Origin of the sequence: Kothea flammea (genome assembly GCF_052161645.1) — a bacterium.
In the GTDB taxonomy this organism is placed as follows: domain Bacteria; phylum Planctomycetota; class Planctomycetia; order Pirellulales; family Pirellulaceae; genus Laterigemmans.
In genome coordinates this window covers 2,193,717-2,219,608 of record NZ_CP197414.1, presented here as the reverse complement: position 1 = coordinate 2,219,608, position 25,892 = coordinate 2,193,717, and the positions used below count along the sequence as shown (strand labels likewise).

15 protein-coding genes are annotated in these 25,892 nt (G+C 57.6%); 3 read left to right on the top strand and 12 right to left on the bottom strand.

The features are described 5' to 3' along the window. Positions 1-196: 196 nt before the first annotated feature. The 11 genes from SH139x_RS07895 to SH139x_RS07845 form a co-directional block, all read right to left on the bottom strand. Positions 197-841: a BON domain-containing protein gene (locus tag SH139x_RS07895; protein WP_488354730.1), complete on the bottom strand. Its 645-nt coding sequence runs from the start codon at positions 839-841 to the stop codon at positions 197-199. Beyond that, positions 841-1,866, bottom strand: coding sequence for a hypothetical protein (locus tag SH139x_RS07890; RefSeq protein ID WP_488354729.1), 1,026 nt, complete (start codon positions 1,864-1,866; stop codon positions 841-843). Before SH139x_RS07890 ends, SH139x_RS07895 begins: the two co-directional genes overlap by 1 nt. Next, positions 1,863-3,689 (bottom strand): type IV pilus biogenesis protein PilM, encoded by a 1,827-nt coding sequence (locus SH139x_RS07885; RefSeq protein ID WP_488354728.1) that lies wholly within the window; start codon positions 3,687-3,689, stop codon positions 1,863-1,865. The genes SH139x_RS07890 and SH139x_RS07885 overlap by 4 nt, the downstream gene beginning before the upstream one ends. A gap of 150 nt (positions 3,690-3,839) precedes the next feature. Further along, a complete protein-coding gene (locus SH139x_RS07880; protein WP_488354727.1) occupies positions 3,840-5,561 on the bottom strand; it encodes a hypothetical protein in 1,722 nt (573 codons plus the stop codon). Then, the gene (locus SH139x_RS07875; RefSeq protein WP_488354726.1) at positions 5,558-6,745 is read right to left on the bottom strand and encodes a prepilin-type N-terminal cleavage/methylation domain-containing protein; all 1,188 of its coding nucleotides are present in this window, start codon (positions 6,743-6,745) and stop codon (positions 5,558-5,560) included. Before SH139x_RS07875 ends, SH139x_RS07880 begins: the two co-directional genes overlap by 4 nt. Next, positions 6,742-7,356: a type IV pilus modification PilV family protein gene (locus tag SH139x_RS07870; protein WP_488354725.1), complete on the bottom strand. Its 615-nt coding sequence runs from the start codon at positions 7,354-7,356 to the stop codon at positions 6,742-6,744. Before SH139x_RS07870 ends, SH139x_RS07875 begins: the two co-directional genes overlap by 4 nt. Next, positions 7,353-8,189, bottom strand: a complete 837-nt coding sequence (locus SH139x_RS07865; RefSeq protein WP_488354724.1) for a pilus assembly FimT family protein — start codon at positions 8,187-8,189, stop codon at positions 7,353-7,355. Before SH139x_RS07865 ends, SH139x_RS07870 begins: the two co-directional genes overlap by 4 nt. 209 nt (positions 8,190-8,398) lie before the next feature. Further along, positions 8,399-8,902, bottom strand: coding sequence for a type II secretion system major pseudopilin GspG (gene gspG, locus SH139x_RS07860; protein WP_488354723.1), 504 nt, complete (start codon positions 8,900-8,902; stop codon positions 8,399-8,401). Positions 8,903-8,928: 26 nt separating this feature from the next. Further along, on the bottom strand, positions 8,929-10,149 hold the full coding sequence (locus tag SH139x_RS07855) for a type II secretion system F family protein (protein ID WP_488354722.1): 1,221 nt from the start codon (positions 10,147-10,149) through the stop codon (positions 8,929-8,931). A gap of 6 nt (positions 10,150-10,155) precedes the next feature. Next, positions 10,156-11,841 (bottom strand): type II secretion system ATPase GspE, encoded by a 1,686-nt coding sequence (gene gspE, locus SH139x_RS07850; RefSeq protein ID WP_488354721.1) that lies wholly within the window; start codon positions 11,839-11,841, stop codon positions 10,156-10,158. A 362-nt stretch (positions 11,842-12,203) separates the two neighbouring features. Beyond that, entirely contained in the window at positions 12,204-19,151 is a 6,948-nt protein-coding gene (locus tag SH139x_RS07845; protein ID WP_488354720.1) for a secretin N-terminal domain-containing protein, read from the bottom strand. A gap of 373 nt (positions 19,152-19,524) precedes the next feature. Here SH139x_RS07845 and SH139x_RS07840 point away from each other — a divergent pair, with 373 nt between their 5' ends. The 3 genes from SH139x_RS07840 (at position 19,525) to SH139x_RS07830 (ending at position 25,302) form a co-directional block, all read left to right on the top strand. Next, positions 19,525-22,395: an O-antigen ligase family protein gene (locus tag SH139x_RS07840; protein WP_488354719.1), complete on the top strand. Its 2,871-nt coding sequence runs from the start codon at positions 19,525-19,527 to the stop codon at positions 22,393-22,395. Positions 22,396-23,134: 739 nt separating this feature from the next. Beyond that, a complete protein-coding gene (locus tag SH139x_RS07835) occupies positions 23,135-23,854 on the top strand; it encodes a hypothetical protein (protein ID WP_488354718.1) in 720 nt (239 codons plus the stop codon). Between the two features lie 53 nt (positions 23,855-23,907). After that, positions 23,908-25,302 carry a UDP-glucose 6-dehydrogenase gene (locus SH139x_RS07830; protein ID WP_488354717.1) on the top strand — a complete coding sequence of 465 codons (1,395 nt, stop codon included), beginning with the start codon at positions 23,908-23,910 and terminating at the stop codon, positions 25,300-25,302. On the opposite strand, the gene SH139x_RS07825 is transcribed toward SH139x_RS07830, so the two are convergent. Further along, on the bottom strand, positions 25,299-25,700 hold the full coding sequence (locus tag SH139x_RS07825; protein ID WP_488354716.1) for a hypothetical protein: 402 nt from the start codon (positions 25,698-25,700) through the stop codon (positions 25,299-25,301). The genes SH139x_RS07830 and SH139x_RS07825 overlap by 4 nt on opposite strands. Positions 25,701-25,892: the final 192 nt, after the last annotated feature.

The following is a 25,892-nucleotide window of genomic DNA, read 5'->3' as shown; positions in this document are numbered from 1 at the left end:
TCATTCCCTCGTTCCCAGGCTCCTGCCTGGGAACGAGATGCAAAGCAGGCTCACGCCTGTCGTGGTGGAACCACGAAATCACTCAGAGCGAAAAACCCGGAGGCAAGAACCCGGAGGCAGGAACCTCCCAAGCAGTGCGTTACCAGGCGGGAGCCTGGGAACGAGAAAAGCAGGGCGGGAGCCCGGCGACAAACATCTACTGCGGGGCGACGATCAATTGATTTTCGATCGCGTCAACGGACGGTTCAAACGAGGCGATAATCGCTAGCTTTTCCGCCATCGCCTCACTCGCCACTCGACCTCTCAAGACGGCTCGTCCATCAGCAAACAGGACCGCCACGGGCTGACCAGAAATCTTCGTCAACCGCTCGCTAATTTGAGTCGCCTGTTTAGCAAACATCACGCCAGAGCGATTCTCCGCGGCCACCTCCCCCGCATCGAAGACGAAACGCGGAAAGTACATCTGATCGGCGGCCAGCTTCGGATAAGGCCGATTCAAACGCCGGCTAGGATCGGGGGGCGGTGTCAATGTTTCAGTTGCCGCCTGCACGCGCCCCACACCAATCGCTTGCCCACTACCAACAAAACCTTGCAAAGAACGCCGATCGGAACCCACAAACGCATTGCGAGAACGATTGTCGCGCAGAAATCGTTCGTTACCTTGCAACGTACCCGCATCGGCTGCGGGAGCCGCCGCCGCCCTGGCATTGCGACGCCCTTGAATCGGGCCCCCTAACGTGCGTTCACCAAACAGCTGAGCACTCGCCTCCGACGCACAGCCGCATACGCCGCAGACCAACAGGCACACCTTCATCGCTCGACAAACATTCTTGCTCAGCATTACTCAACTCCTGATCCAGTGGCAGCGACTGCGGCACCCGCCGGGGCTGGCTCGGTCTCCACGGAAGGCCGATCGCTGGGCGACTGCTCCGCTTCCTCGGAAACTTCTCCGCTCGCAGCATCCCCCTGATCGAATACATCGGCCAATGTCTGGCCCAACTCAATCGAACATTCTAATCCATTCACGGTTAACGCTACGCGCCGCTCCGCAAACGATACCAATGTCACTCGATGCAACGGCAGCTGCAGTGAATCGCCTGCACTGATCCGCTGTGTCTGTGGCGGCGAACCGACCGCAAACCACGCCTCCGGAAGTCCCTCGCGGTTCGTCGTGATCGCGTTCAAACGTATCTGCCCCAACGACTTAGAAAACCCTCGAGCAAATAAGTTACGTTCGACAAAATCATCATATTCAGCACGAGCCACATAAGTCGTATCATCGCGCACTATAGCCGATAACTCTTCGCTTCGTTCCGTTGCTTCCAAAGTCATCGTTTCAACCACTAAATTTAAATCGAGCTGATTGCCGTCGACCAAGGGAGTCAAACCAAACCGACGAATCTTATGCAATTGCGCCGAATGGTTAAAATCATGCAGAAAATCGGTCAGCCGAGCTAACGTCGTACGAGCTCGTAACGTGTAAGTGATGCTGTGCCCCACCTTGCGGCGCTGACGCCGGTTGACGCGGCCCCGCACCTCGATCACACGTGGCGACTCCGCATCAATCGCCGCCGAAGTCATTTGATGCTGCTCCATCAATTGCAACAACCATTCCCGATACCGCGAACGAGCTAGCGCCGGCTCGTAAGGCAACGCTCGGGTTGCGTATTCGTCCAATTGCTTGGCCAACCGCCGCCCCATCACTTGAGCCCGATTCGCTTCATCCAACTCGCCCGCCAACGCATCCAATTGCCCTTCGATTCGCTGCGTCGGCACCTCGATGTAATCGCGGTACCCTTTGTCCAACAAAAACAACAAGAAGACCGCCCCAGCTCCCGCGGCCAACAACATCGTTCGCTGATTCATGATCGCCCCTCCAACTCGCCAGCATCCTCAACCGCCCGACTCTCCGCTTCTGGCACTTCCCCAGGCTCATCTCCCGCTGGTAGATTCCCTGCATCTAATGGAAGCTCTCCGTCAGCAGGTGAAAGATTTCCGTCATCCTCCGCGGTGCCTGCTGGAGTCTCAGCAGCCGGGGTTTCTGCAGGGGACGTTTCTGCTTCCGAACTGGCTTCCGCACCGGCATCCGAGCTGACTAACGGACTGGCCGCGGCAACAAAAGCCTCCTCGCGTTCATCGAGCGGGGTCAAAGGAAATCCGATCCTGGCTTCCAATTGCCAAGGATACTCGGCGTTACCACCTTGCTCACTGATCTGTTGACTAGTGACTGAAAAGCCCGCTTCGCGAAGCCGATTTTCCAATTCAGCCACGCGGCTGGGATCGCTAACTTGCAGCGAAATATCGAACACCCCCGCTTCCCCAGTGGCCGCGGCGGTCAACCTCCGCACGTTAGCACCTTGTCCGCTGGGGAACTGATCGGAGAGTCGCTTGAGTTTCGCCAACCAATCAACTTGATCTCCCAACCAGTTTTGCACATAACGAGTTTCATCCGCTTTCTCTTGCAACTTGTTGGCCACTTCCTTGGCAGACTTTAACTCCTCCTGCCCCTCCGCCAATTGGGTTTGCAAGGCGCGGACGTCAGCCCACATCAAGAAAGCCACGGTGATCAAAGCGGCCACCGCCAGCCCGCCGATGAGACTCCAACGCAACACCACGTTGGGCGGTTTGGCTGGTTGTTTTGGATTCAGCAAATCAACCGTCAATTGATGTTCTGCCAAATCCAACGCGGCACCGACCAGCGCCGGATCGGGTCCGCCCGCAGCCTTGCCCGCCATCTCGATACCGGGCTCCAGCGGAATCTCCAACCGCACGCGACGCGCATCGAGCGCCTGATACAAGTCCCGCCAATCATCATCATCCAACGCCTGCGGGTCATCATCTGCATCCGCCACCGCACTACGATTCGATACTTGCGAATGCCCTTCGCGGCTCAACAATAATAACTCGGGCGGTTCACTATCCTGAGCAAAGTCCATGGTCGAAAGGCTGCGCTGAACTTCCAATTGAATCTGTTCGGCCAACGAGTTGGTGGAACCGCTGCTGGTGCGAAACGTGCGGAGGAAAGTCAGCTGCTCACCGCGGAAAAAGGAAAGCTCAACCTCGCCCGCATAGACCACGATCAAGATCGACGCGCGGCCGCGAAAGACCTGCTGACGGCGCAGACTTTCCAGCGGAGCCAACTGTCGCGAGGTGATCCCAATCAACTGCCACTGACTCGCCACCACTAACTTTCGCCAGGCTTCGACGTTACTGGCATCCGTGGTAAAAGCAACAGCCGAAACAGCCAGCTCCGACGGCTCCTCAGAGCCCAACGAGGTCGCCGCGGGGAGTTTGCCCAAGCGACAATAATCGGTTACCAAAGTCTGTTCACCATCGCCGACTTGCCCTTCCACTTCGGCTTGCACCAAAGCGGTCAATTCATCATCGTCGGCAGCCGGCACGGCAACCGTGATCATCTCCAGTTGGGTCCGCGGCATCAGCAAAGCGAGTTGGTTGACCGCATGGCCGGCAGCTTGCACATGCTCAACCAACTGTTTGATGGGTGGCTGCACGTCGCCGCTAGTCAACTCGCCCCAGTCAACCGCCGTCAACTGTTGACGACGATTGGTGACCAATAAGTAATACAGATTGGACTGGTCCCAAGTCGCCACGAGAAACGACTTACGGCTGCCACCCCCGCGGCCACTCTTCTTGCCGCGCCCACCGCGCAGCGACAATCGGGATGCCATGTTCGACAACGATATCGACTTACTGAGGTTCAGCGTTTCGACTCCCAAAACAGTGTAAGGCCAAGAACCTATTCGAAAGCCAAACGGAACCGCGGCTAGCGCCAAAGCGGCTAATGGTTTTCGGATAGGTTCTCACAAACAAACTCGCAGCTACATTTCCCTGGTGCTCAGCAACGACTCCACGGGGAACCCGCGTCCCCACGCGTGCCAGGGCTGATAATTTCTCACCACGGCTGGTTGCAGGCGACCATCTAATATAACCGTACAACGATACAATGGGCTGACTTGATCGCGAAAGCCAATCACTTGTCCGCTGTAACAATCGCCTCCCACGGTGATCCAGGGGAGCAACTTGGTAAAGGTGGGCAAATCAATCACTTGTTCCAGCACCAACCAAGCGACGGTGCTGCGATCACTTTCGACCGCTCCAGCCGATCGCCGCTGACTGATGATCCCATCAACCAACTGCGAATCCATACCGGGCACAGCCATTAAAACGGCGGGGGCTGCCGTCATCACATCAATCTGACCGGCAACCACGCGGTTCGGATCGATCGTGACTTGGTCAACTAAATCACCAAGATAATCACGCATCGCTTCGAGGTCAGAAGATAACGGACTGCGGAGCAAAGTTTTCTGCCCCTCAGCCGTCGGTACTGAAACGCGACCATCGATTAATTCCAGCGGACTTTGAATCAGATAAGTAGCTGGCTGCGTCAAATCGGGGACCCAAACGGCCTCCGGCGACGTGCTGGCCGCCCCGCTGCTAGAAACACCGCTGCTAAAGTTACCGGCGGCCACTCCGTACTGCCGGGCGGCAATGACAAAGTTCGCCCAATCGCTGGGCCAAATCTCCAATAAGCTTCGCTGCAAACGGGCCAGGTCGGGATCGTTCAGAAAAATCCGCGGACGTCCGTCGCGAGTCTGATTTCGCTGGCCGCTGTAAAAGGTCAAATAGTCCCGCCAAGCGAGCGGTCCGGCCATGACCGTCGGTCCGGCACCACTGTTGTTCGCTGCCGAACTACTGCCAGCTGCCGAACCGCTGCTCGCGGAGCTGGCCCGCGCCAGGATTGCCCCCTCCAGCAAGTCCAATCGGTAGTCATGATTCCAGTCACCACCGGTCCATCGCAGCGCCCAACGACGCGCCAAGTCGTCAGCATCCATCCCCTGACTGCCACCCGCTCGCTCCAAGTCTTGCTTGATCTGAGCGATGCGGTCGAGTGCCTGTCCACCGCCCGCGCGACCAATTTTGTATACCTCTAAAAATCGCTCCACCACCGTCGCCTCGGCACCGGGCAATCGCAGCAGGGATTGGCGCGCGTGCCCCGGCATTTGACGATCCCATAAACTGAGCGTCTGAATGTTGATTTTGGCCGACTCATTGGTCACGCCAAACCGCCAACCAGCCCGCTCGTCAGCCACCACCCCCGCCTCAATACTGCGATCTTCGGCTTGCGAAGTCACGACGCTGTAACGCCAACCCTCATCGCTCGCTCTGTCATCACCCAGCGAATCACCACCCAGCGAATCACCACCCAGCGAATCACCACCCAGCGAATCACCACCAAGCGACACCCCAGCAAAGTTTGACGCCCCATCAACCGCCTGCCTGCTAACCTGACCGCTGCCTTGCATATCGGCCTGTATCTGGCGTTGATCGGCTGGCAATTCCAATTCCCAAAGCAATCGCTCGATGCCACTTTGCGCAGCCAGTCGAGCTTGCGTCCGTTCCAGTTGTAACTGGCTGAGTCGATACGAATCGGCCATCCGTTGATTAAAACTATAAGCGGCCAGAGCAACTAAGATGATCACCACCATCACGGCCAACAAAGCCATTGCCCGGCGGTCAGCAGGAGAACGGCTAAGCTTCATCGCCCGCTCCTCATGCCGGTCTGACCGGGAATTCGCACCACGATCCGCACATCGCGGAGCGGAATCTCACCGCCACCCTCCAGCCCGCTGGGCGTTGCTTCCGCTTCATCTGGCAAAGCCCGTAACGCTGGCTGCACATTGTTCAGCTCATTGCCCAGCTCATCGCCCAACTCATTGCCCAGCCCGCCCGCCGGCAAATCCCCTGGCTCTGCGGGCGGTTGCCGAGTGACCTGGTAAGGACTCGAGGCGGGCGGAAAATCAAAACTCAACTCGATCGCCGTGGGCAAGCTCATTCGCAGTTGACTATCCCACTGGTCAAGCCAATTCTCGCCATCACAATAACGAAAGCGTGGAGAGACCAGATGACGGATCGCGCTGGACATCAACGGCCCGCCAGTCAGCTCCGCCGCTGGTTGCTCCGTTCGATAAAGATCATCCACCGTCAGTAATTGATCCGCCGACGATGTCTCACTTTCACCCTCGCTCCGCTCGGCCCAAGTCGCAGCGGCTCTCAACTCCCGCTGCAAACGATACACGGGCTCGTCGTCGTTGGTAACTCCGTCGGGCAGTAAGCGATAAGTAACCGTGCCAAGCTCCAACGGATCAAGGCGAACCGTTTGCCGCCGCGGACCAAGTCCCGCAGGCCCCAATTCCAATTCGCGATCACTGAATCCACCAGTTCCAGAACTCGCACCGGTTCCAGAACTCGCACCCGTTCCAGAACTCGCACCGGGCGAACGCAAAGGTTGCCAACTCGCCGTCACTTCGTCCAACCAGGGCAGGGGATCGACCACCGGAATTTGCTGCCAGACGATCTCCCGCGATGTGCCGCGAAATACAACCTGCTGATTGCCAGGAAATGAAGTTTGCTGACTCGCAACCGACGCATTCCCTCGTTCCCAACTGTCCGCTTTCATGCTGCAAGCCGCGTCTTGCACCAGCCACCCTCTCGCCACACTCATCACTCGCAACCGATAAGTTTGCTGCCAACCACGTTGCTCGGCAACGCGATAGGAGGCCAAAATCGACCAAGCGACAACCATCAAGGTGGCCAACAAGGCCAGAGCAATGATTAACTCCAGCACCGAAAATCCGCGATTTTGCGTTTTCCGCCCCAAATGTGCTTTCTTGCACAGTCGAGTTTGCCACGCAGCAGCCGATTGCGACAATACTCGCTGACTCATGGCCCACTTCCCGCACCGCCGGCAGGCAACCGCGCCCACCCAACCAACTGCACCGCCCCACGTTGCTCGTTGGCGTCGACCCCCAACTGCCCAGACGCGGCACCATCACCCGCTCCAGCCGGAAAGACCAAGACGGCGATCCGCACCAACCGCGTGGGCCTACCACTTATTGATGTATCTGTTGGCGAATCGGCCGTTGGTGACTCGCCGCTTATTGCCGCCCCGTTGTTCGCGTTCCCGCTAGAGCCACCGCCGTCGGTTTGACTGCTGATGTTATTGGCAGCTCCCACACCATTTGCTAATGGCGAGTCCACTTGCAACCGATAAGCCCAAGCCGGATTTGCCTCATAGACACCATTCATTTCGCTTTGCTGCCGGCCACCCATCGCGATGAATTCATCCAACACCGACTCGGCAATCTGCAAAGCTTCGCTGCGTTGCTCAGCACGGACTGCCAACTTGCTGGCTTGGCCGATTAAAGCGAACAAGGCGGCTCCGCTGCCAGCCAAGACAGCGGTGGCCAAGATCACTTCCAGCAACGAAAACCCACCGCGCTGAAACCGACTGCGCGAAAAGTTGGAGTCTGGTCGCTGCGGTGCTGCGCAAATCATGGCAGTTCGCTATCCGCAACTGCCGCCGGCAACCGCTCGGTTTGCATCATCCCAGTGACCGCATCGACTCGCACCAGAGCTCGTTGCCCGGTCGTTTGATCGCGTAACACGATGGCCGCATCACGCGTTTGCCCGTCAGGCAACAACGGCAAATACCAACGCGTTTCCCCGGCGTCTGCGGGTACTCCGGCCGCAGCAGCTCCCAAACTAACCCGCTCAAAGATCATGCCTGCGGGCAACGACCAAGTCGCCGGTTCACTCTCAGAGAGCTTGGCAATGTAGAACTGCTGTCCCCAGCTGTTTGCTTTGTAAAACAGCTGTCCCCAGCTGTTTGCATAAAACTCCAAGCGATTGGGGACAATCGCTCTACAATATGCCAAGCGATTGGGGACAATCGGTCTACAATATGCCAAGCGATTGGGGACAATCGCTCTACAATATGCCAAGCGATTGGGGACAATCGGTCTACAATATGCCAAGCGATTGGGGACAATCGCTCTACAATATGCCAAGCGATTGGAGACAAGCGCTCTACTATTTGCAACCTCCAACTCATTGGCCATCAACGCTTGCCATGGCCCCCACTCGAAACTTGACGTCTCCGCTTCAAAACGGATTAACACCAACTGACCGTGAACCGCTGCCTGATACCGACATTCGGCAATCTGCTCCCGTAACTCCGCAGCCGCTTGCTGCACAGCACTCTCTTCCATCGGCCGCCGCAGGCTCGGCCAAGCGAGCGCCATCATGCCTGCCAAAATCGCTAGCACGATCATCATTTCCAATAACGAAAATGCGGGTCGGCGGGGAAGCGATTTCAAGCGGAGCAACATACTGTCTCTCGATGCTAGCCGGCAAGGCAAAGGCCTGAGCGGGAACAAAAACGCACTTCAATCGTTTAACAGTCAGCCGCAGGCGTACTACCTGACGAGACATCGATACTAAGTACGCCTGCGGCTGACTGTTAAACGACTTTGCCGCCTGACGTTTATCGGTACTGAGTACGCCTGCGGCTGACTGTTAAACGACTTTGCCGTTAGCGTTATATCGATTCACCGCCGAGGTCTTCTTCCTCTTCACTCTCCGCGCCATCCGCTGAGCGATTGGCGATGTCGTCAGCCGTCTCCGCTTGGCCGTCAGGACCTAAGGAGAAGATGCGGGGAAAATCAGGCTGACTACCACTTTGGCTCTCACCGTCCTCGGCAGCGCCATACTCGTAGCCAAACTCATTACCCCAAGGGTCCAACGGCAACTTGCCGTCGATGTAAGGCCCAGCCCATTTCCTGGCCAGACGCTCATCTTCCGGAGCTCGCACCAAAGCTTCCAACCCATCTTCGGTGGATGGATAAACTTTCATGTCAACCACGTACATCTTCAGCGCCGATGCCAAACTGCCGATCTGGACTTCCGCCGTGCGGATGTCAGCCTTCTGCTGAGAACCCAATAACCGTGGCCCCACGATGGCCATCAAACCGACCAAGATGATCAACACAATCATCAACTCTAGCAGCGTCAAACCGCTGCGGTTACGACGTTTCGATTTCATTACTTTATCTCCAACTTAAAACAATATTATCCAACACTTGAATTGAGATCGAAGACGGGCAACAACACCCCCACGATGACAAACATCACCATGCCCCCGATGACGACCAGCATCAAAGGTTCGATCATTCGTACCATCACTTCCAGACGACGTTCGATTTGCCCATCAATGCGATCGGAAATCTTCACTAACACATCGTCCAACGTATTCGATTCCTCAGCGATGCGAATCATCGCCATCACTTGCGGTGGGATCAGACCGCTGTTCGCTAGCGGCTTAGCCAACGTATCACCCGACGTCACATTCTCGGCTGACTTGATCATTACTTCCTGCAACAACCGATTGCCCGTCGACTCGCTGCTGATCCGTAACGATTTTAACAACGGCACCCCGTTGCGGAGCAATGTCCCCAGCACGCGGCAAGCGCGTGACACGGCCGCATCATGAAAGATATCTCCCATTACGGGAATCTTTAATTTCCAAGTATCCCACAGCAACCGCCCACGATCGGTGGCGATAAACTTTCGCACTCCCATCACAACCGCGGCAATTGGCAACGGCACCAACAGTCCATATTGCATCAACACATCACTCGTGCCGAGCAAGATCACGGTGATCAGCGGCAATCCGCTGCCGGTCGCTTCCAGACGATCAAAAAAGGGTTGAAACTTGGGGACCAAAAAAACAATCATCAAGGAAGTGATCAACGTGCCGACCACTCCCAGGATCATCGGATAGGTCAACGCCCCTATGATCTTGCTCCGCATCTCATCTTGCTTGCGGAGGAACGTCGACGTGCGCTGCAAGGCTTCTTCCAAGAACGCGCCCTCTTGCCCGGCCCGCACCATGCTCAGAGTCAACTCCGAGAAAATCGCCGGCTCGCGAGCCATCGCTTGGTCGAGCGTGGCCCCTTCGGCAACCATGTCGTGCACCCGCTTCATGGCCGCTTGCAGCCGGGGATGGACCGTCACCTCGCCCAAGATGTGCAAGGCTTCGAGCATCGGCACACCGTTGGTCAACAGATCGGCCAACTGCGTGCACAAGTCGGCAACTTGTTCTTTCTTAATCCGCGCCGGAAACTGTAAGCCAGCAGCCCCCGCCGAAGCCGGCTTGGCATCCTTGACCGACAACGGAAATAACTGCTGACGACGCAAACCCTGCATCGCCGCTTGACGATTCAGCGCTTCGATCGTACCCACACGGCGCTCGCCGGCGGAGGTTTTCGCTACGTAAGCGAAATCTGGCATGTCACTTTAATCCGCTTTGGTTACTCGCAAGACTTCCTCAACCGTGGTGATGCCACTGATCGCTTTTTGCCATCCGTCACCACGCAAAGTCTGCATCCCGGCGGCCATCGCCGCATCTTTGATCTGGTTGGCCGGGGCACGCTGAGTGGCCAAGTCGCGGATGGTGGTGTTGGTCACCAACAGTTCATAAATACCCATCCGGCCTCGATACCCCGTCCCGCGGCAACTCTCACAACCTGTCGGCCGGTAAAGTGGTCCGTGCAGTTGCTCCAACGGGAAATCCTCAGGCAATTCGCTGGGGTCAGGCTGATACGCTTCGCGACAATCAGCACATAAACGTCGCACCAACCGCTGGGCCATCACCCCTTCGACCGTGCTGGCAACCAAGAACGGCTCGACCCCCATATCACACAATCGCATGTAAGCTCCCGCCGCATCATTGGTGTGCAGGGTGCTGAAGACCATGTGACCTGTCAATGAAGCTTGGGTCGCATTCTCGGCCGTTTCCAAGTCACGAATTTCACCGACCAACACCACGTCGGGATCGTGCCGCAAAATGGCTCGCAGGCAAGCCGCAAAGGTCAGCCCCACTTTGTGCTGGACTTGAATCTGGTTAATCCCCTCCAACTGATACTCGATCGGATCCTCCGTGGTAATGATCTTGGTATCTTCCGATTTGATTTCATTGAGAGCACTGTAAAGCGTCGTCGTTTTCCCCGAACCGGTCGGCCCGGTGACCAACACAATCCCATGCGGCAACTGGATCAGCTTTTTGAATTGGGCGTAGGTATCCTCGGGCATGCCGATGTCACGCAGCGAAAAGCTGAGGTTCGATTTATCCAACACCCGCATGACGACCCCTTCGCCATGCAACATCGGGATGATGGAGACCCGCAAATCGACTTCTCGCCCAGCGACTCGCAATTTGATCCGGCCATCTTGCGGTACCCGTTTTTCCGCGATGTTCATTTTGGCCATGATCTTCAAACGGCTGACGATCGCCGCCTGGAATTGATTCATTTCCGGCGGCACGCTCTGCAGTTGCAACACGCCGTCGATGCGATAACGCAATTTCAACCGCCGCTCTTGAGCTTCGATGTGAATATCGCTGGCCCGCGCCTCGACCGCTTCGGAGAGAATCTCATTGACCAACCGCACAACCGAGGCCTGACTGGCTGCTTCAGCGTCCTCGGAACCATCGAGATCGAGGTCCTCGAGCATCTGCACATCGCCGGCCTGCTGCCTTTGCATCGCAATCAGCCCGTCGATCGTCTCAGCCCCCACGCCCAAGTTTCGCTTGATTAACTCGCGAACCGTTTCCGGAGTGGTGACCACGGGACGAACTTCCCGCGAGACGGCGGTGGCCACGGTGTCAAACGCGTCAAAAGCAAACGGGTTGCTGACGGCCAATCGCAGCCATTGGTCGGTCTTCTCCAGCGGAAAAACGTCGTAACGGTGAATCAACTTGAGCGGAAAACCATCGAGGGCCGCCGGATCGACGTCCAATTCGTCGCTTTCCAGCCAACTCAGCCCCAACACTCGGGCGGTCTCTTCCAAGAGCGAAGTTTCGCTGTCGTACTCCCATCGCGTGGCCAATGTCGCCAACCCCGAACTGTCTCGCAGACGGTCCGCTACCTCGCGCAATTGGTGTGGCGAGAGGGTATGGGAGATTCCCTTGACGTTTGTGATCATTGCATTCGTCGCTGGAGTCGCCGAAGCGAGGGAGATGCCGTCTGCTGGACACGAGCGAAGCGTTTAAACTTCAACGGCCGCATAAATGCGTCGTCTCGGTCCACTGGGATCAATCGCCCAGCGGAACCAAACTCGCCGACTCCCGAACGCTGAAACCACTGTCACCAGGACAGCGAAGACAAACGCTGAGCGTCGCAATCAAGATCCGTCTTGTTCCAGCAACATCCTTGGCTTCGTCTTAGGTGGGATCGGGAACTCACACGTCGCGAGTTCTCCGATTATTCGGAGGGTAACTTGTGGGGATTCTAGGGAGAGGAAGCCGTTTAGTCAAACTGCAAAACTTGCCAGTGCTCAAAAAAACACTATCGACCCGATTTCAGCAGCTGCAACACTTCCCCCATTCTGTCTGCATTTCCTTCCTTGAGTCGAATAATTTGCATCCTTTCGGCTCGGTTCATGGCCGCCTGTTGATCCACATCCGCAATGAACGTCTGTATCTCCTTGGACAACTCGGGCGGCGCCCGCATGATAATCGAATTACTGATCGTGTCGATGCTAAGTGTCAACAAAGGGCCAGCCGCTTCGGCGTTAAGTTGCTCCAGCAAAGTGGCCACTTCGTCGGAAACCCCCTCGGGGATCGTGATCTGCGGACGTCCGCTGCTGGCCGACAACTGCCGGCTGTAAACCGTTCGCAGCAATGCCTCAACACGTTCCGCGCCGCTGTTGCGAATCGGGATCAACTGGGGAATCGCCGAACGCAACGAATCCACGAATTCTGGCGAATCGAGCACGGCGAGCAACCCCTCAATGACGCCACGCGTGGACCGCGTCGCTTGCACCACCAAGGCGTTGATCCGCGTGTCGGCGACAATCTTGGTGCCCACGTCGACGTCAACCGTCTGCCGGCTGCGGCGTGCTTGCACGAATAGGCTGGTCAGCAGCGTGGCCAGCGTCTCGGCATCCGCGTGCTGCAACACGTAAATCGTGTTGTTGCCGCTGGTCGCGACCGGCAGCACGGCCGGCGTCACAGCCACTTCTAATAACTTTTGCAGCATATCGAGCGCCTCGCGGTCTTCCGAAGCGATCGTCCAACGCCCTTCGCCCGGCACGATCACAATCGCGGGCTGCTGGATATCAGCTCCACCCCGCTGCTCGCCCGCTGGTTCGTCCTCCACCAATGCAGCGGCTGGCACAACTGCCGTGGTCAAGGTCTCCCGAAGCAGGGCAGGGGCCTGCGCCGCTGGTGCTGCTGCCGGGCCTGCTGCTGCTGGGCCTGCTGGTGCTGGGCCTGCTGCTGCCGGGCCTGCTGGTGCTGCTGGAGCAGGGCCAGCTGGAGCAGGGGCTGCGTCTGCGTCTGCGGGGCTGTTGGAAGGCTCGGGTTCGATGACCTTCAAGGGATTGTCCCGCAATTGCGGCCAGACGTCGCGGATTCTTTTTAACAACCGCTCGGAATCTCGCCCCACCGGCACGTTGCGCACGTTGCCCCCCAATGGCCGGCTGGCGGCTCGCCCAGTTGCCGCACCGGTCTCTCCCAAGCGAGCAAACAATTCCTTGATCTCGCGAAATTGCTCTTCGGTTGCGCGAATCAACAACTGAGCGCGATCCTCATCCACGGTCACCGACGGTTTTTCGTTATAGGGCACATCCTCAAACAGGGCGGTAATGGCGTCCTCGACCGCTCTCGGATCGTTCTCATTGATCGGCATAATTTCCAACTGGCGCTGCGGCAATTTGAATTGCGCCAACGTTTCTTCGACCAATTGCATTTGCTCGTCGGTGGCGATCACCACCAATTGATCATTAAGAAAATCAAACCGCACTTCGACCTCGGGCCGCGCCCGGGCAAACAGACTCTCCACCGACTCAGCCACATCGCTGCCGTCGACGCCCTGCAATGAATAGGCGCCCAGCTTCCGCTGTGTCTTGCCATTCTCGGGGCGATCCAGTTGCTCAATCAATTGCTTGGCAATCTTCTGTTGCTTGGGCAAGCCAACGACGAATACCGTGCCCGAGTCGGGATCGGCACTGACACCCACCCCGGATCGCCTGCCAAAAGCGTTCTCAACCACTTCGGCGACCAACGTGGAATCAGTATGCTCGAGCGGATAGATTTGCAGTTCTTCCCCGCGACCGGGAGCCTGATTTTGCTGCTCCACCACCGCCGCGATCGCTTGCTGATCTTGCTCACGTGCTGACACGATCAAGACGTTGTTCGTCGCATCGGCAGCAATCGTAGCTTGCGGGAAACTCGCCTTCAGCGCCACGCTCAGCGTCGCCGCGCTCCCCTCTTCCAAAACATACGTTTCAGTCGCCAACCCCCGCGCCGATCGCTCTTCAATCTGCTCAATCACTTTGGCCACGCGAGCCATCTCCTGCAGCGGTGCGGAAACAATCAAACGATTTCCAGCCGCCTCCGCCGTGACCGAAGCGGTGGGAGCCATCAAGCCCACGGCCCGCGCCATCGAAATCGCATCTCCCGTCAGTAATTCAAACACGCGGGTCTCATCCTGACTCTCCCGCAGCACGTCGAATTGCGTCAAGAACTCAGCGATCTCCTGGTGGTCATCCGGCTTGGCCGTCACAGCCAAAGCGTCACCTCCCGGGCTGGCGGCATACTTAGCTTTGGGGATCAAGGCTTGCAACACCGGCAGCGCAACGGTCGGCGTCGTATGTTTCAACACATAGACCTTGAGCGTCTCTCCCCGCCTGAGCGCCTCGTCCTGCTGTGCGATCACTTCGGCGATCGCCACGTGATCTTTCTCGTTGGCCGAAACGATCAAAGCGTTATTGATGGTGTCGGCAGAAAAAGTCGCTTTGGGAAAACTAGCCACCAGCGCGAGCCGCAACGTGGCCACGCTACCATTTTCCAATACATAACTTTTCGTCGTTAACCCTTGCCCCAGCGCCTCGCTCTGCTGCGCGATGACTTCGGCGATCGCCACATGATCTTGCTCGCTGGCTGCAACAATCAAAGCGTTATTAATGGTGTCGGCAGAAAAAGTCGCTTTGGGAAAACTAGCCGCCAGCGCCGTTTGCAACGTAGCCACGCTGCCATTTTCCAACACATAACTTTTCGTCGATAACCCTTGCCCCAGCGCCTCGCTCTGCTGCGTGATCACTGCGGCGATCGCCTTGTGATCTTTCTCGCTGGCCGAGACAATCAAAGCGTTATTTATAGTATCGGCAGAAAAAGTCGCTTTGGGAAAACTAGCCACCAGCGCCGTTTGCAACGTCGCCACGCTGCCATTTTTCAACACGTAACTTTGCGTCTGCAAACCTTTTTCAAGCGCCTCGCTCTGTTGTGAGATCACATCGGCGATCGCCTTGTGGTCCTCCTCGCTGGCTGACACGATCAACGAATTGTTCGTCGTGTCAGCGGAGATTTTGGCAGCCGGGAAACTGGTGGTGAGCGCGATGGTCAAAGAATACACATTGCCATTTTCCAGCACATAACTTTTCGTTGTCACACCCTTATCAAACTTCTGATCGAACTCTTTCAGAAACTCAACCACCCGCGCATGATCTTTTTCCCGCGCCGTGACAGCGATCGAATCACCAGCCGGGCTGGCAACAAACGTGGCGGTCGGAATCAAGGTCTGTAAAATCGGTAGGGCGGTGGTCGGCAGAGCGTTTTTCAGTGGGTAAACCCGCGACACGGGACGAATTGGCTCAGCCACCTGTTGCTCTAATTCTGCCAGCCACGCGGCCAACTTGTCATGCTCTGCAGCAGTCGCCACCACCGTCAGCTGTTCGAGATTTCCGTTGTTCGGCAGCAGCACCCCGCGAGGCACGACCGTTGCCAACCCGCTGCTGGCTTGCGTCAACAAATCGGCCCGCACTTGATAAACCCGCAGAACGCCCTGCTGCGTCTTGCTGAACGCCGCCGCCAATTCCTTAATCATCGCCTCGATCTGCGGGTGCTCTTCGCTCGTCGCCGCGATCACTAACCGGGATGTCCCCACGCCACTCAGCACCTGCACCTGCGGCAAACGTTCGCTCAACACGGCTTGAAATGCGGTTGGGGCGACATCTTGCAAATCATAGGCGGCCACGGAACGTTCGACTTCGGGGACCGTCTCCGCTTGCAATTGTTCGATCAACTGTTGCACCCGTTGATGATCGGCCGCGGTGGCCAAAATCATCATCCCTTCGGCGTCACTGCTGCTGGCGATCACGCTGGCTGTGGGAATGGTGCTGGTTAACAAACTGGTCAGCGGCGTGCGAATCGCTTTGTCGACCGCATAACGCTTGGGCTGGGGCCGCTCGGCCGACTCGCTGGCCTCCGTCAACTTGCTGACCACCTCGGCGATCTCTGTTTGCAATGTTTTGGTCGCCAACACGGTCAGCTGGCCGGTCGTCGCATCGGCAGACACGCTGGCGGCCGGAAACAGCGTTACCAAATTGGTGCGGACGCTGATCGCTTCCGCGGGGCGAACGCGGTAGATACTAATTTCGTTGCGATCGCTAGCCGCTTTCCGCAACTGTTCGATCGCCGCCGCGATACGTTTGTGTTGGCTGGCGTTTGCCCAGACGACGACCAACCGGTTGGCGACATCGGTGCTGATCAAAGCTTTGGGAGCCAACTGCGTTAAGACCGTCGGCAAGGTCGTCAAATCACCCGCCGGAACCTGATAAGTTTCCACTCGCAGCGGCTCATCATCGGGTGCCCGATTTAACCGCTCGATCGCCTGTTTGAAAGCTTCGTGATCAATCCCCGAACCGCTGGCCAGCAACTGATTCGTGGTCGCATCGACACTCAGCGTCATCCGTGGCCACATGGTTTGCAAAGCTGGCAAGACAGCGGTCGGGCTCAGCGTCCGCAGTTCGTAAGCCCGCATTTCCATTTCCCGCTCCACCGCGGCCGGGCGATCTAACTCATTGAGAATCGCTTTGATGCGACCATGTTGAGCCAACGTGGCGGTGGCGATCAATTGCCGTCCGCTGCGATCAGCCACCGTCGTGATTCCGCTGATCGCTTGATCGAGCAACAGTTTGGCATCGGCCGCATCGGCGTGCGTTAACGTGTAAGGTAAAAAGATCAATTCATCTTCGGCTGCCAGCGGTTGCTGCAGTTCCTCGACCATCTCCTCGAGGGCCAGATGCACCGCTTCGTTAGCGGAAACCAACAACCGGCGATCTGACGGGTCGACCGTCAACGTGGGCGTGGGCCCGTTGGCTTTGTTGGCCGCCGTCGCGATCGGGCTGAGGACAGCTTGCAGAGCGGTCGCTTTCATCCCGTCGACTTGATAGCTTCGCAATTCCGGCTGCGGTGTGGCTGGCAAACGGCTGGCGACTTCGTTCATCAGTTGAGCCAGATCGGCATGCACCGTCTGTTCCGCCCAAACTGTCAAACGATTGGGCGGATCGCTGGCCGAGATTCGCACTTCTGGAAATTCGGCTTCGACCAGTTCCACAACCAATCCCCGGTCGCGACCTTCAAGTTCGTAACTCTGCGGCCACTTCACCGCTTGCTCCGGCGTGTTCGCTTTGAGTTGCTGCAGCACCTCGGCGATCTGCTGTTGCTCTTCAGCCGTGGCCCACAACCAAAGCTCCGCCGAACCATCCGCCTCGACCGGTCGCATCACCAGTTTCAGCTCCGGCCACTGGGCGGTCACGGTCGTCTCCAGCTGTTGCCAACGCGCCAATTGCTCCGCCGACAACTCGATCGTTTCTAAGCGGCGATCTTGTGGGCGGGGCAGGGTGGTCAACAATTCGGGCAACAGTTGTTCCAGGCGAGCTTGTTGTTCGGCCGTACTCAGCATCAACAGCCGGCGACCTTCCGCGTCCAGCCAAAATTCAGCTTGCGGGACCACTTTACTGACATTCGCCAGCCACTCGGCGGTCGCTTTGCGTTCCAGCGGAAATGTTTTCAGCACGGGAGTCTGCAGCAGCTCTTCGCTCTGCAACCGTTGGATGACTTGATCGGCCAGTTGCACATCGGCCGCGCTGCCGCGAACGACGATCGTTCCCAACGTCGGATTTCCCACGACCTGAGCCTGCGGCATCATCGCTTGCAAAGCAGTTGTCAACGTGGTCGTCTGGGCGGCGTCGACTTGAAACGCACGCACTTCGGCGTCGGCATCCGCTTCGTCGATCCCCATCGCTTGCAGGGCGGCGGCGATCTGCTGTTGATCGGTTTGCGAACCGGTGACGAACAAGCGTTCGCCGGCGTCATCGATGCTGACCGTCGCCCGGGGAGCCAGAGCGGCGATTTGTTCGCGGATCTGTTCGGCGTTACCACCTTCCAAACGATAGGCTTTGGATGATTCACCCGGCGCTTCGCCGACCCCTTGTCGCATCGCTTCGATGAACGTTTGGATCGCCGTTTGTTGGCCGGGAATCACGAACGCGGTCAGCAACCGCGTCTTATCATCGACGGTAATGCGGTCGCTGCCGATCAAGCCTTTAATCGTCTCCAGCACGGTCTGCGGGTCGAGTTCACCGAGCGGATAAGCGGCGAAGACGGGCTGCGGCGGTTTTTCAGCCGGTTTTGGCTGGGCCGGCTGTTTCGGCTCGGGCACGGTATTGATCAGCACGTTGATCGTTTGCATTTTGCCAGCCGTTTCGATCACCAACAGTTGCTTACTCTGCGGCAACGGAATCGCTCGGCCGAAGGTGCCCAAGTAAGGTTCGACTTCGCGGATCACGGCATCGACGGGGCGCGCCCCAAGCGGAAACAGCACGCTGATCAACTCGAACTTGCCGCGTGCCGGAAGTTCCTCCAGTTTGACCCGCGGAATCAGCTCGATCGGGATCGTGCTGCTCAGTTGCAGCAAGGTCAACATTTTCTCGCGGCGGAGCAGGGTAAAGCCGCGGGTCAGCAAGACGCTGTTTAGCAGGTCGATCGCTTCAGCCGAGGTGTAACTGCGGTTGTCGGTGTAAGTGAACGTTCCCGGTGGTGACTGATTCATCACCAGCGTCAGGCCCTCTTGCTCGGCGAACCACTGCAGCACATCGGCCCAAGCTTGCTCGCGGAACTGGAACCGCAGATTGCCCGTCGTTGTGGCCTGCGAGTTCCACTGCGCCAGTTGCTGTTCGTTGAGGACGCCGCGGAGTTCCGTTTCGATGGTGGCCAACTGCTCGGCTTGATTCTCCGGATTTGCCGCGATCACCTCCGCCCGCCGCTGCAGCAGAGCCTGAATTTTTGCCCGTTGTTGGTCATCCAAAGCCAGCTCGTCGGCCACCTCGGGGTGGGCCAAACGAGCTAAATCGGTGTTCCCGGGTGCTTGCGCGGCAGCGGTCGTCGGGTTGGTGAAGCAGCAACAAGCGAGTGAGCAAGCAACCAGCAACAAGCGACAGAAAGGGGTCATATTGAAGGGACTGTGTGAGGTTGGTGGATGCGAGCGCCGGCCCCGCATGATTCAGGAACTACCTAAAAACGGCTGCCGAATGCCGTTGCTCGTCGTTGACGGCGGTATTCGGACGGGTCTTCAGCGGGGGAGAACGCGGACAATTGGCGAAGGTGGGAAAATGAGGTGGGATGAACCTACAAGGTTAAGTCTTTCGCCGTTGAGGGTCAAGAAAACTCTACGAATCTGCGGTAAATGACCTCCCAGGGAAGATTCCGCGATTCACACTGGTCTCCCGCCTGACGCGCCACGGAATGGACGAAACCGCGATTCCCGGCTATTGTCGGGGGATTGTTCGCAGCCCCCCGCCTCCGCACCCACTCCTTTTCCGCTCGTGTTATTCGCTCGTCACACTCTGCATGCCATCACGGCGTTGATGGTCATGGCCTTACCGATTGCCTTGGCGTTCGACGTGGGCGGAATCTTCGCTTGGGACTGGTGGGCGATGGGGGCGGCCGGCTGTTTGTTGGTCATCGCCGCCGGCTTGGGTGAATCGGACTGGGAAGTGCCCGGCGGAGGGCGGCAAGGCTGGGATTTGCTCCGCCACAGTCTGTTGCAGTGGTCGCCATTGCTCTTTGCCCTCGGCAGCTGTTTGCTCGCGGTTCTGCAAGTTTCCCAGCTCCCCGCCGGCTTGGTCGATTGGCTCTCGCCAGGCAGCAGCGACGTCTACCGGCAATGGTTACCCGCCGCCCTTGGGCAACCAGCCGCCGGTAGTTTTCCGGTCTCGGTTTGGCCCGGCGAGACGCTGCAACGCGTGTATCACTGGCTGGCCTTGAGCGGCTTGACGCTGGCCGCTGGCTTGATCTTTCGCAACCGTCATTTTGCCGTTGTTTTACTGCTAGGACTGGCCGTTGCCGGAATCACGCACGGGATTTTGGGGTTTTATCAGCAGCAGACCACGCCGGGAATCGCTTGGAATTTTGGCCGCCGCTTGGGCGCCCCCTTCGGTGCCTTCGTGAACCGCAACAACGCCGGCGCGATGATGAACTTGGGACTAGCCGGCGCCGTCGGCCTGTTGGCACTCGTCATCCGCGTCAAATTCCCCGCTTCTTTAACCTCGCCCGGGGGTCGCCGGCCCGAGACTCCCCAGCCAGGCGTTGCTGCGCCCCCAACTGCCCCACCAGCGGCTGCTGAAAATCAGTCCGCGCCGGGGATTGTGAAAGTTCAAGTTAAGAAGTTGCCAACCGAGAACCAGCCGCAGGATCGCGATACACCTCCCGCTCAACGGCGACCAATCAGCGAAACGCACCGCACCCCTTACCCGGGTGCTGGACTTCCCAACCCCGAGCCTCCCGGCCCAGCGTTTCCTGGCTCAGAACTTCCTACGAAAAAGCACCCCAGCCCGCCAAGTCCCAGCCCGCCAAGTCCCAGCCCGCCAAGTCCCAGCCAGGCGCGTCCCAGCCAGGCACGTCCTGGACCGCGTCCCACTCCGCACACTGGCCCGGGGCATGCCAGTCCGCTGGGAGCGAATTCCGGGCACTGGGCCAGCCGGTTAGCGGGTGAACTGTTAACGGATCGGCTGTTTTTGCTTGCCGCTCTCGCCGTGCTGATCACCGTGGCGGCTGTTATCGCGTCGGGCTCTCGCGGCGCTTTGGTGGGAGCGGTGGCTGGTGGGTTGGCTTGCCTAGCAGCCGCGGTTCCAGCTCGCAATTTGACCCGCGTGGGAACTGTCGGCGTGGTCGTTTTTTTGCTGGTTCTGATCTCGCTCGAGCAGCTGAACATTTCAGCCGAATCGATCGATCGATTTTCGGAAAGTAGCCAGCTTGGCTTCGAGAACGACGGGCGATTTACCCATTGGCCCGATGGGCTTCGCGCCAGCGGCCAGCATTTGCCACTCGGTGCCGGCTTGGGGAGCTATCAATTCGCTTATCTGCCGTATCAGCAGACCAGTGGCGGGGGTTGGGCCAAGAACGCCGACAATTTGTGGCTGGAGTGGTGGCTTGAGGGAGGTTTGGCGGGCGCGATACTGCTGTTAATCAGCCTCGGGCTTGGCGGCCTCGCCCTTCGCCGTTTGATGGCTTCTAGTGATCCGATCGATCAAGGGCTGGGAACGACCGGTATTTTTGCCCTTGTCGCTTTGGGGTTGTCGCAGCTGTTCGATTTCGGCTTAACGCTCGGCCCCAACTTGGCCTTGACGTTGATCTTGGCCGCTGGCATCGCGGCTCGCGCGGCGGCCATTAGCGGGCCCGCGTTGCCGCAAACCGAGAAAAGGACCAGCGAGAAAAGGACCAGCGAGAAAAAGAACAGTGAAAAGTCCGCCGCGGAAAAACAGCCGCCGGTGGCAGTCCAGTTGCGTCGAGCGGCTCGTTGGCGTCATTTTGCCACCGCTGTCCGCTGGGGCGTCCCGCTGCTCGTGGCACTCGCTTTGTTCGCCGCCGTGCCCTTGCTGGCCAATCGAGCGGCCAGCGAAGCGGAGACGAAGCGGATCCGCGATTACTTGTCGTCAGGCGGTGAGATTTCACTAATTTGGCTCGACGAAGCGGCCGAATCGCTGCAGCAGTTGGGGCTCCGCGAGCCGACCAACGAACGCGTCTGGATCACGCTGGGCACGATAGAAGTTCAGCGTTTTCGCATCAAGCAAGCGTTAGCCATGGCGGCCGGATCGAATCTGCCACTGCAGCAAACTTACGGGGCAACGAAGTTGGGCGAGCTGCGAGCTCAAGTCGACTGGGCTGCGGGAACTCGTTCCGTACAGCTCTTGCCCGAAGCGGAAGAGCATTTAGTTGACGCGGCGGAGGCGGCTCGGCAAGCGTTGCGGGCCTGTCCGCTCAGCGACGAAGCACGTTGGCAGTTGGTATTATTAGACTTCGCCGTCACCGACCCCCAGCGGACTGGCCAGCGACTGAGCCAACTGTCGCGGCTCCGTAATCAAACGCCGCAAGCCCAACTGGAGATTGCCGCAGCAGCGATCACGATGGGCGACTGGGAAGTTGCCGAGCGTTGTTGGCAGCGAATTTTGCAGGTCTCCGGCAGCAAGTTCCTGCGGGATGTATTCGAGCAGATCGCCAGCAGCGGGCACGCCATAGCGGTAGAGCGGATTTTGCCCGATCAGCGGGGAGTCAAATTAGCCGCCGTCGATTGGTTACTGAAAAACCAGCGTCCCGGGTTGGAGCTCAGCCCGCAGCTGCGAGCCGAAGCGGAAGCGATCCTCAAGTTGCCAATCACCCCTTGGGAGCAAACGCTACGAAAACGGCTGGAGCAGTAAGTGGCTAGGAAGAAGTTGCTGGGAAGAAGTTGCTAGTTGCTAGCGGCTAGTGGCTAGTTGTTAGCCGCTTTGGCGCTAGCCGCGGTTCCCTCAGTTAGCAGCCCCCTGTTTGACTCGCCCCGCAGGCCTTTCAGTCAGCCGAGTTGCTCATTTAGCACCTCTCGCCCCAGCCCCACAAAACACAAGCGCCCCTCAGCCCGGAGGACGCCACACAAACTGCCGTGCCCGTGAGGGCCCGATTAGCTGCAAATAAAGAATGACTAAGGAAAAATGCAGATAAAAAATGCAAGAGTCCGCAAACTCTAGCCTCTAGCCCCTAGCCCCTAGCCCCTAGCCTCTAGCCCCTAGCCCCTAGCCACTAGCCACTAGCCACTAGCCTCTAGCCTCTAGCCTCTAGCCTCTAGCCTCTAGCCTCTAGCCTCTAGCCTCTAGCCTCTAGCCACTAACCTGAATCCCGTTAACGGCAGGCAAACAACCACTACCAGCGCTATATCCCGACTTGTTGGTGAAGAACCAAACAGAAAGGTTGCGAAATCAGGTACCGAGTATATGCTCAATGGGAATTCCGGGGCGTACATCGAAGTAGCCGGAGCGGGAGCAAGCAAGCGGGGCACCACGTGGTCACCGAGAGGAACGAAGTCCGCGCTGACCCATCCCCAACATCCCCAACAAACAAATCGAAACCCTGACTCCTTCCCCCCTCGATTCGGAAGAATTCCTCGCCGCACGGCACGCCGCCATGTTGGCCCAGACCGGGTTTGTCGGCGTCGACGCTACCGATCCAACCGCGCCAGCCGGCCACGCGTATGGGATCCGTGTCAGCAGTCGGTTAACCAGTGACTATCGTCGCCGCTGGAGAAAACAAGCGATGGATGTGACACCGGAAGAAGTCATTGAGTGCCTGAACGATGCCAAAATCAAAAATTGGGTGTTGATGGGCCTGCACGGTTACGTCGGCTATCTGCCGATGCCGCGAGCGACTCAGGATGTCGACGTGTTAGTTCCCTACAGCCAGAAGCAGCGAGCGGCCAACGCGATCGCAAACCGCTGGCCGACGCTCAGCAAACAATCCTTGTCGCAAGTTATCCGCTTTTCCGATCCCCAGGACTGCGACAGCGACGGCAAGCCGCAACCGGTGATCGACCTGATGTTGCCCTGGAGTCCCTTCCAGGAACTGATTCTCCGCGAGCACGTGATCGAAGATGCGGAAACACACAGCCGCTACCCAACCTTAGAAGCGGCCATCGTCTTAAAATACGCCCCTTTGCTTTCGCCGCAACGTAGCTTAGACGAAAAGGACTACGACGCGTGCGATCTCCGTCGAATTATCAAAGCGAACGCAAACAAGATCGACCACGCGCGATTGCGAACCCTGGGCGACTTGGTCTGGGAGCAAGGAGCAGCGGACGTGCTACGCTTCATTGTTCTATCCCTCGCAGACCAACCCTTTCCCACATAAACCCCCACATTCCCTCAAGACTCACCCCTCAAGACTCGAGACCCACAACTTTGATGACTATTAACAAAATTTGCTGCATTGGCGCTGGTTACGTTGGTGGCCCCACGATGGCGATGATCGCCAAAAAGTGTCCGGACATTGACGTCACCGTTGTCGACATCAACGCCGACCGGATTGCCCAGTGGAACTCGGACGAGTTGCCGATTTACGAGCCGGGCTTGTTCGAGATCGTCGCGGCATGTCGCGGCAAGAATTTGACGTTTACCACCGAAGTCGAAGAGGCGATCGCGGCGGCTCAAATGATCTTCATCTCGGTCAACACGCCCACCAAGACCTTTGGGACGGGAGCGGGACGAGCGGCCAACTTGGAGTTTATCGAGAAATCGGCACGCCAAATCGCGCGAGTCTCTAGCGGCCACAAGATCGTCGTGGAAAAATCGACCTTGCCGGTCCGCACCGCCGAAGCGATCAAGACGATTCTCTCCAACTCGGGTAATGGAGCCACCTTTGACGTGCTCAGCAACCCCGAATTCCTCGCCGAAGGGACCGCCATCGAGGATTTGTTGGCACCAGACCGAGTCCTCATCGGGGGCGAATCGGACGCCGCCATTCAGTCGCTGGTCGACATCTACGCGACCTGGGTGCCTCGCGAGCGGTTATTGACGACCAACTTGTGGAGCAGCGAGTTATCGAAGTTGACCGCCAACGCTTTTTTAGCTCAGCGAGTGTCGTCGATCAACGCGATCAGTGCCTTATGCGAAGCGACCGGGGCGGACGTCGACGAAGTGTCCGCGGCGATTGGCACTGACAGTCGGATTGGCCCCAAGTTTCTCAAATCATCGGTCGGCTTTGGAGGCTCATGTTTCCAGAAAGACATCCTCAACTTGGTGTACCTTTGCGAATACTTTGGGCTCCCCGAAGTGGCCGCATACTGGGAACAAGTGGTCCGCATGAATGATTACCAGAAGCGTCGTTTTGTCGAGCGGATGGTGCGAACGATGTTCAACACGGTGTCGGACAAGAAGATTGGGATTTGGGGATTCGCCTTTAAGAAAGACACCAATGACACGCGAGAGTCGGCTGCGATTTACGTTTGCCGCGATTTGTTGCGCGAAAGAGCAAAATTATCGATCTACGATCCGAAAGTCACCGAGCAGCAGATACGTGCTGAATTAAAAGCGATCATGATGGGCGAAGACGGGCGGTTAACAGCCGAGAGCGAGCGATTGCTGAAGGAGAACGTCGAAGTCGTCAGCAGTGCCACCGCTGCGGCCGACAAATCGCATGCGGTAGCGATATTGACGGAGTGGGATGAGTTCAAAGAGTTGGACTATGACCAAGTGTATCAATCGATGCAAAAGCCAGCCTTTTTATTCGACGGCAGGAACTTATTAAAGCACCAAAACCTGCCATCCCGAGGCTTCCACTACGCCGGCATCGGCAACTAGTGGAATAGGCTTCCAGCCTGTAAAGAAAAAGTGGAATAGGCTTCCAGCCTGTAAAGAAAAAGTGGAATAGGCTTCCAGCCTGTAATAGAAAGTGGAATAGGCTTCCAGCCTGTAATAGAAAGTGGAATAGGCTTCCAGCCTGTAAAGAAAAAGTGAAATAGGCTTCCAGCCTGTAAAAGAAAGTGAAATAGGCTTCCAGCCTGTAATAGAAAGTGGAATAGGCTTCCAGCCTGTAAAGAAAAAGTGAAATAGGCTTCCAGCCTGTAATAGAAAGTGGAATAGGCTTCCAGCCTGTAATAGAAAGTGGAATAGGCTTCCAGCCTGTAAAGAAAAAGTGGACCACTCAACCACAAGAATGCCTGAAAGTTAACACTCGCCTTTCGCGTAGGGAAAGCCATGAAAAAGCTACTTTCGGCGGAGCGAAAGGCGACGCTAAAAACTAACCGAAACCGCACCCAGCGGCTATAATTAGCGAATCGCCAATAACCGCCGAATCACGTTAAAACCCTGTAAAAACCAGCTCCAAGAAGTGACAATTGTTGTCACCCAAAGGAACGAAGTCCGCGCCTTTGGTGCCCTTACACGTCACT

Bases quoted from the DNA above. Each gene is read 5' to 3' on its own strand.
- SH139x_RS07895 (WP_488354730.1), bottom strand. From the start codon at position 841: ATGCTGAGCAAGAATGTTTGTCGAGCGATGAAGGTGTGCCTGTTGGTC.
- SH139x_RS07890 (WP_488354729.1), bottom strand. From the start codon at position 1,866: ATGAATCAGCGAACGATGTTGTTGGCCGCGGGAGCTGGGGCGGTCTTC.
- SH139x_RS07885 (WP_488354728.1), bottom strand. From the start codon at position 3,689: ATGGCATCCCGATTGTCGCTGCGCGGTGGGCGCGGCAAGAAGAGTGGC.
- SH139x_RS07880 (WP_488354727.1), bottom strand. From the start codon at position 5,561: ATGAAGCTTAGCCGTTCTCCTGCTGACCGCCGGGCAATGGCTTTGTTG.
- SH139x_RS07875 (WP_488354726.1), bottom strand. From the start codon at position 6,745: ATGAGTCAGCGAGTATTGTCGCAATCGGCTGCTGCGTGGCAAACTCGA.
- SH139x_RS07870 (WP_488354725.1), bottom strand. From the start codon at position 7,356: ATGATTTGCGCAGCACCGCAGCGACCAGACTCCAACTTTTCGCGCAGT.
- SH139x_RS07865 (WP_488354724.1), bottom strand. From the start codon at position 8,189: ATGTTGCTCCGCTTGAAATCGCTTCCCCGCCGACCCGCATTTTCGTTA.
- gspG (WP_488354723.1), bottom strand. From the start codon at position 8,902: ATGAAATCGAAACGTCGTAACCGCAGCGGTTTGACGCTGCTAGAGTTG.
- SH139x_RS07855 (WP_488354722.1), bottom strand. From the start codon at position 10,149: ATGCCAGATTTCGCTTACGTAGCGAAAACCTCCGCCGGCGAGCGCCGT.
- gspE (WP_488354721.1), bottom strand. From the start codon at position 11,841: ATGATCACAAACGTCAAGGGAATCTCCCATACCCTCTCGCCACACCAA.
- SH139x_RS07845 (WP_488354720.1), bottom strand. From the start codon at position 19,151: ATGACCCCTTTCTGTCGCTTGTTGCTGGTTGCTTGCTCACTCGCTTGT.
- SH139x_RS07835 (WP_488354718.1), top strand. From the start codon at position 23,135: ATGTTGGCCCAGACCGGGTTTGTCGGCGTCGACGCTACCGATCCAACC.
- SH139x_RS07830 (WP_488354717.1), top strand. From the start codon at position 23,908: ATGACTATTAACAAAATTTGCTGCATTGGCGCTGGTTACGTTGGTGGC.
- SH139x_RS07825 (WP_488354716.1), bottom strand. From the start codon at position 25,700: ATGGCTTTCCCTACGCGAAAGGCGAGTGTTAACTTTCAGGCATTCTTG.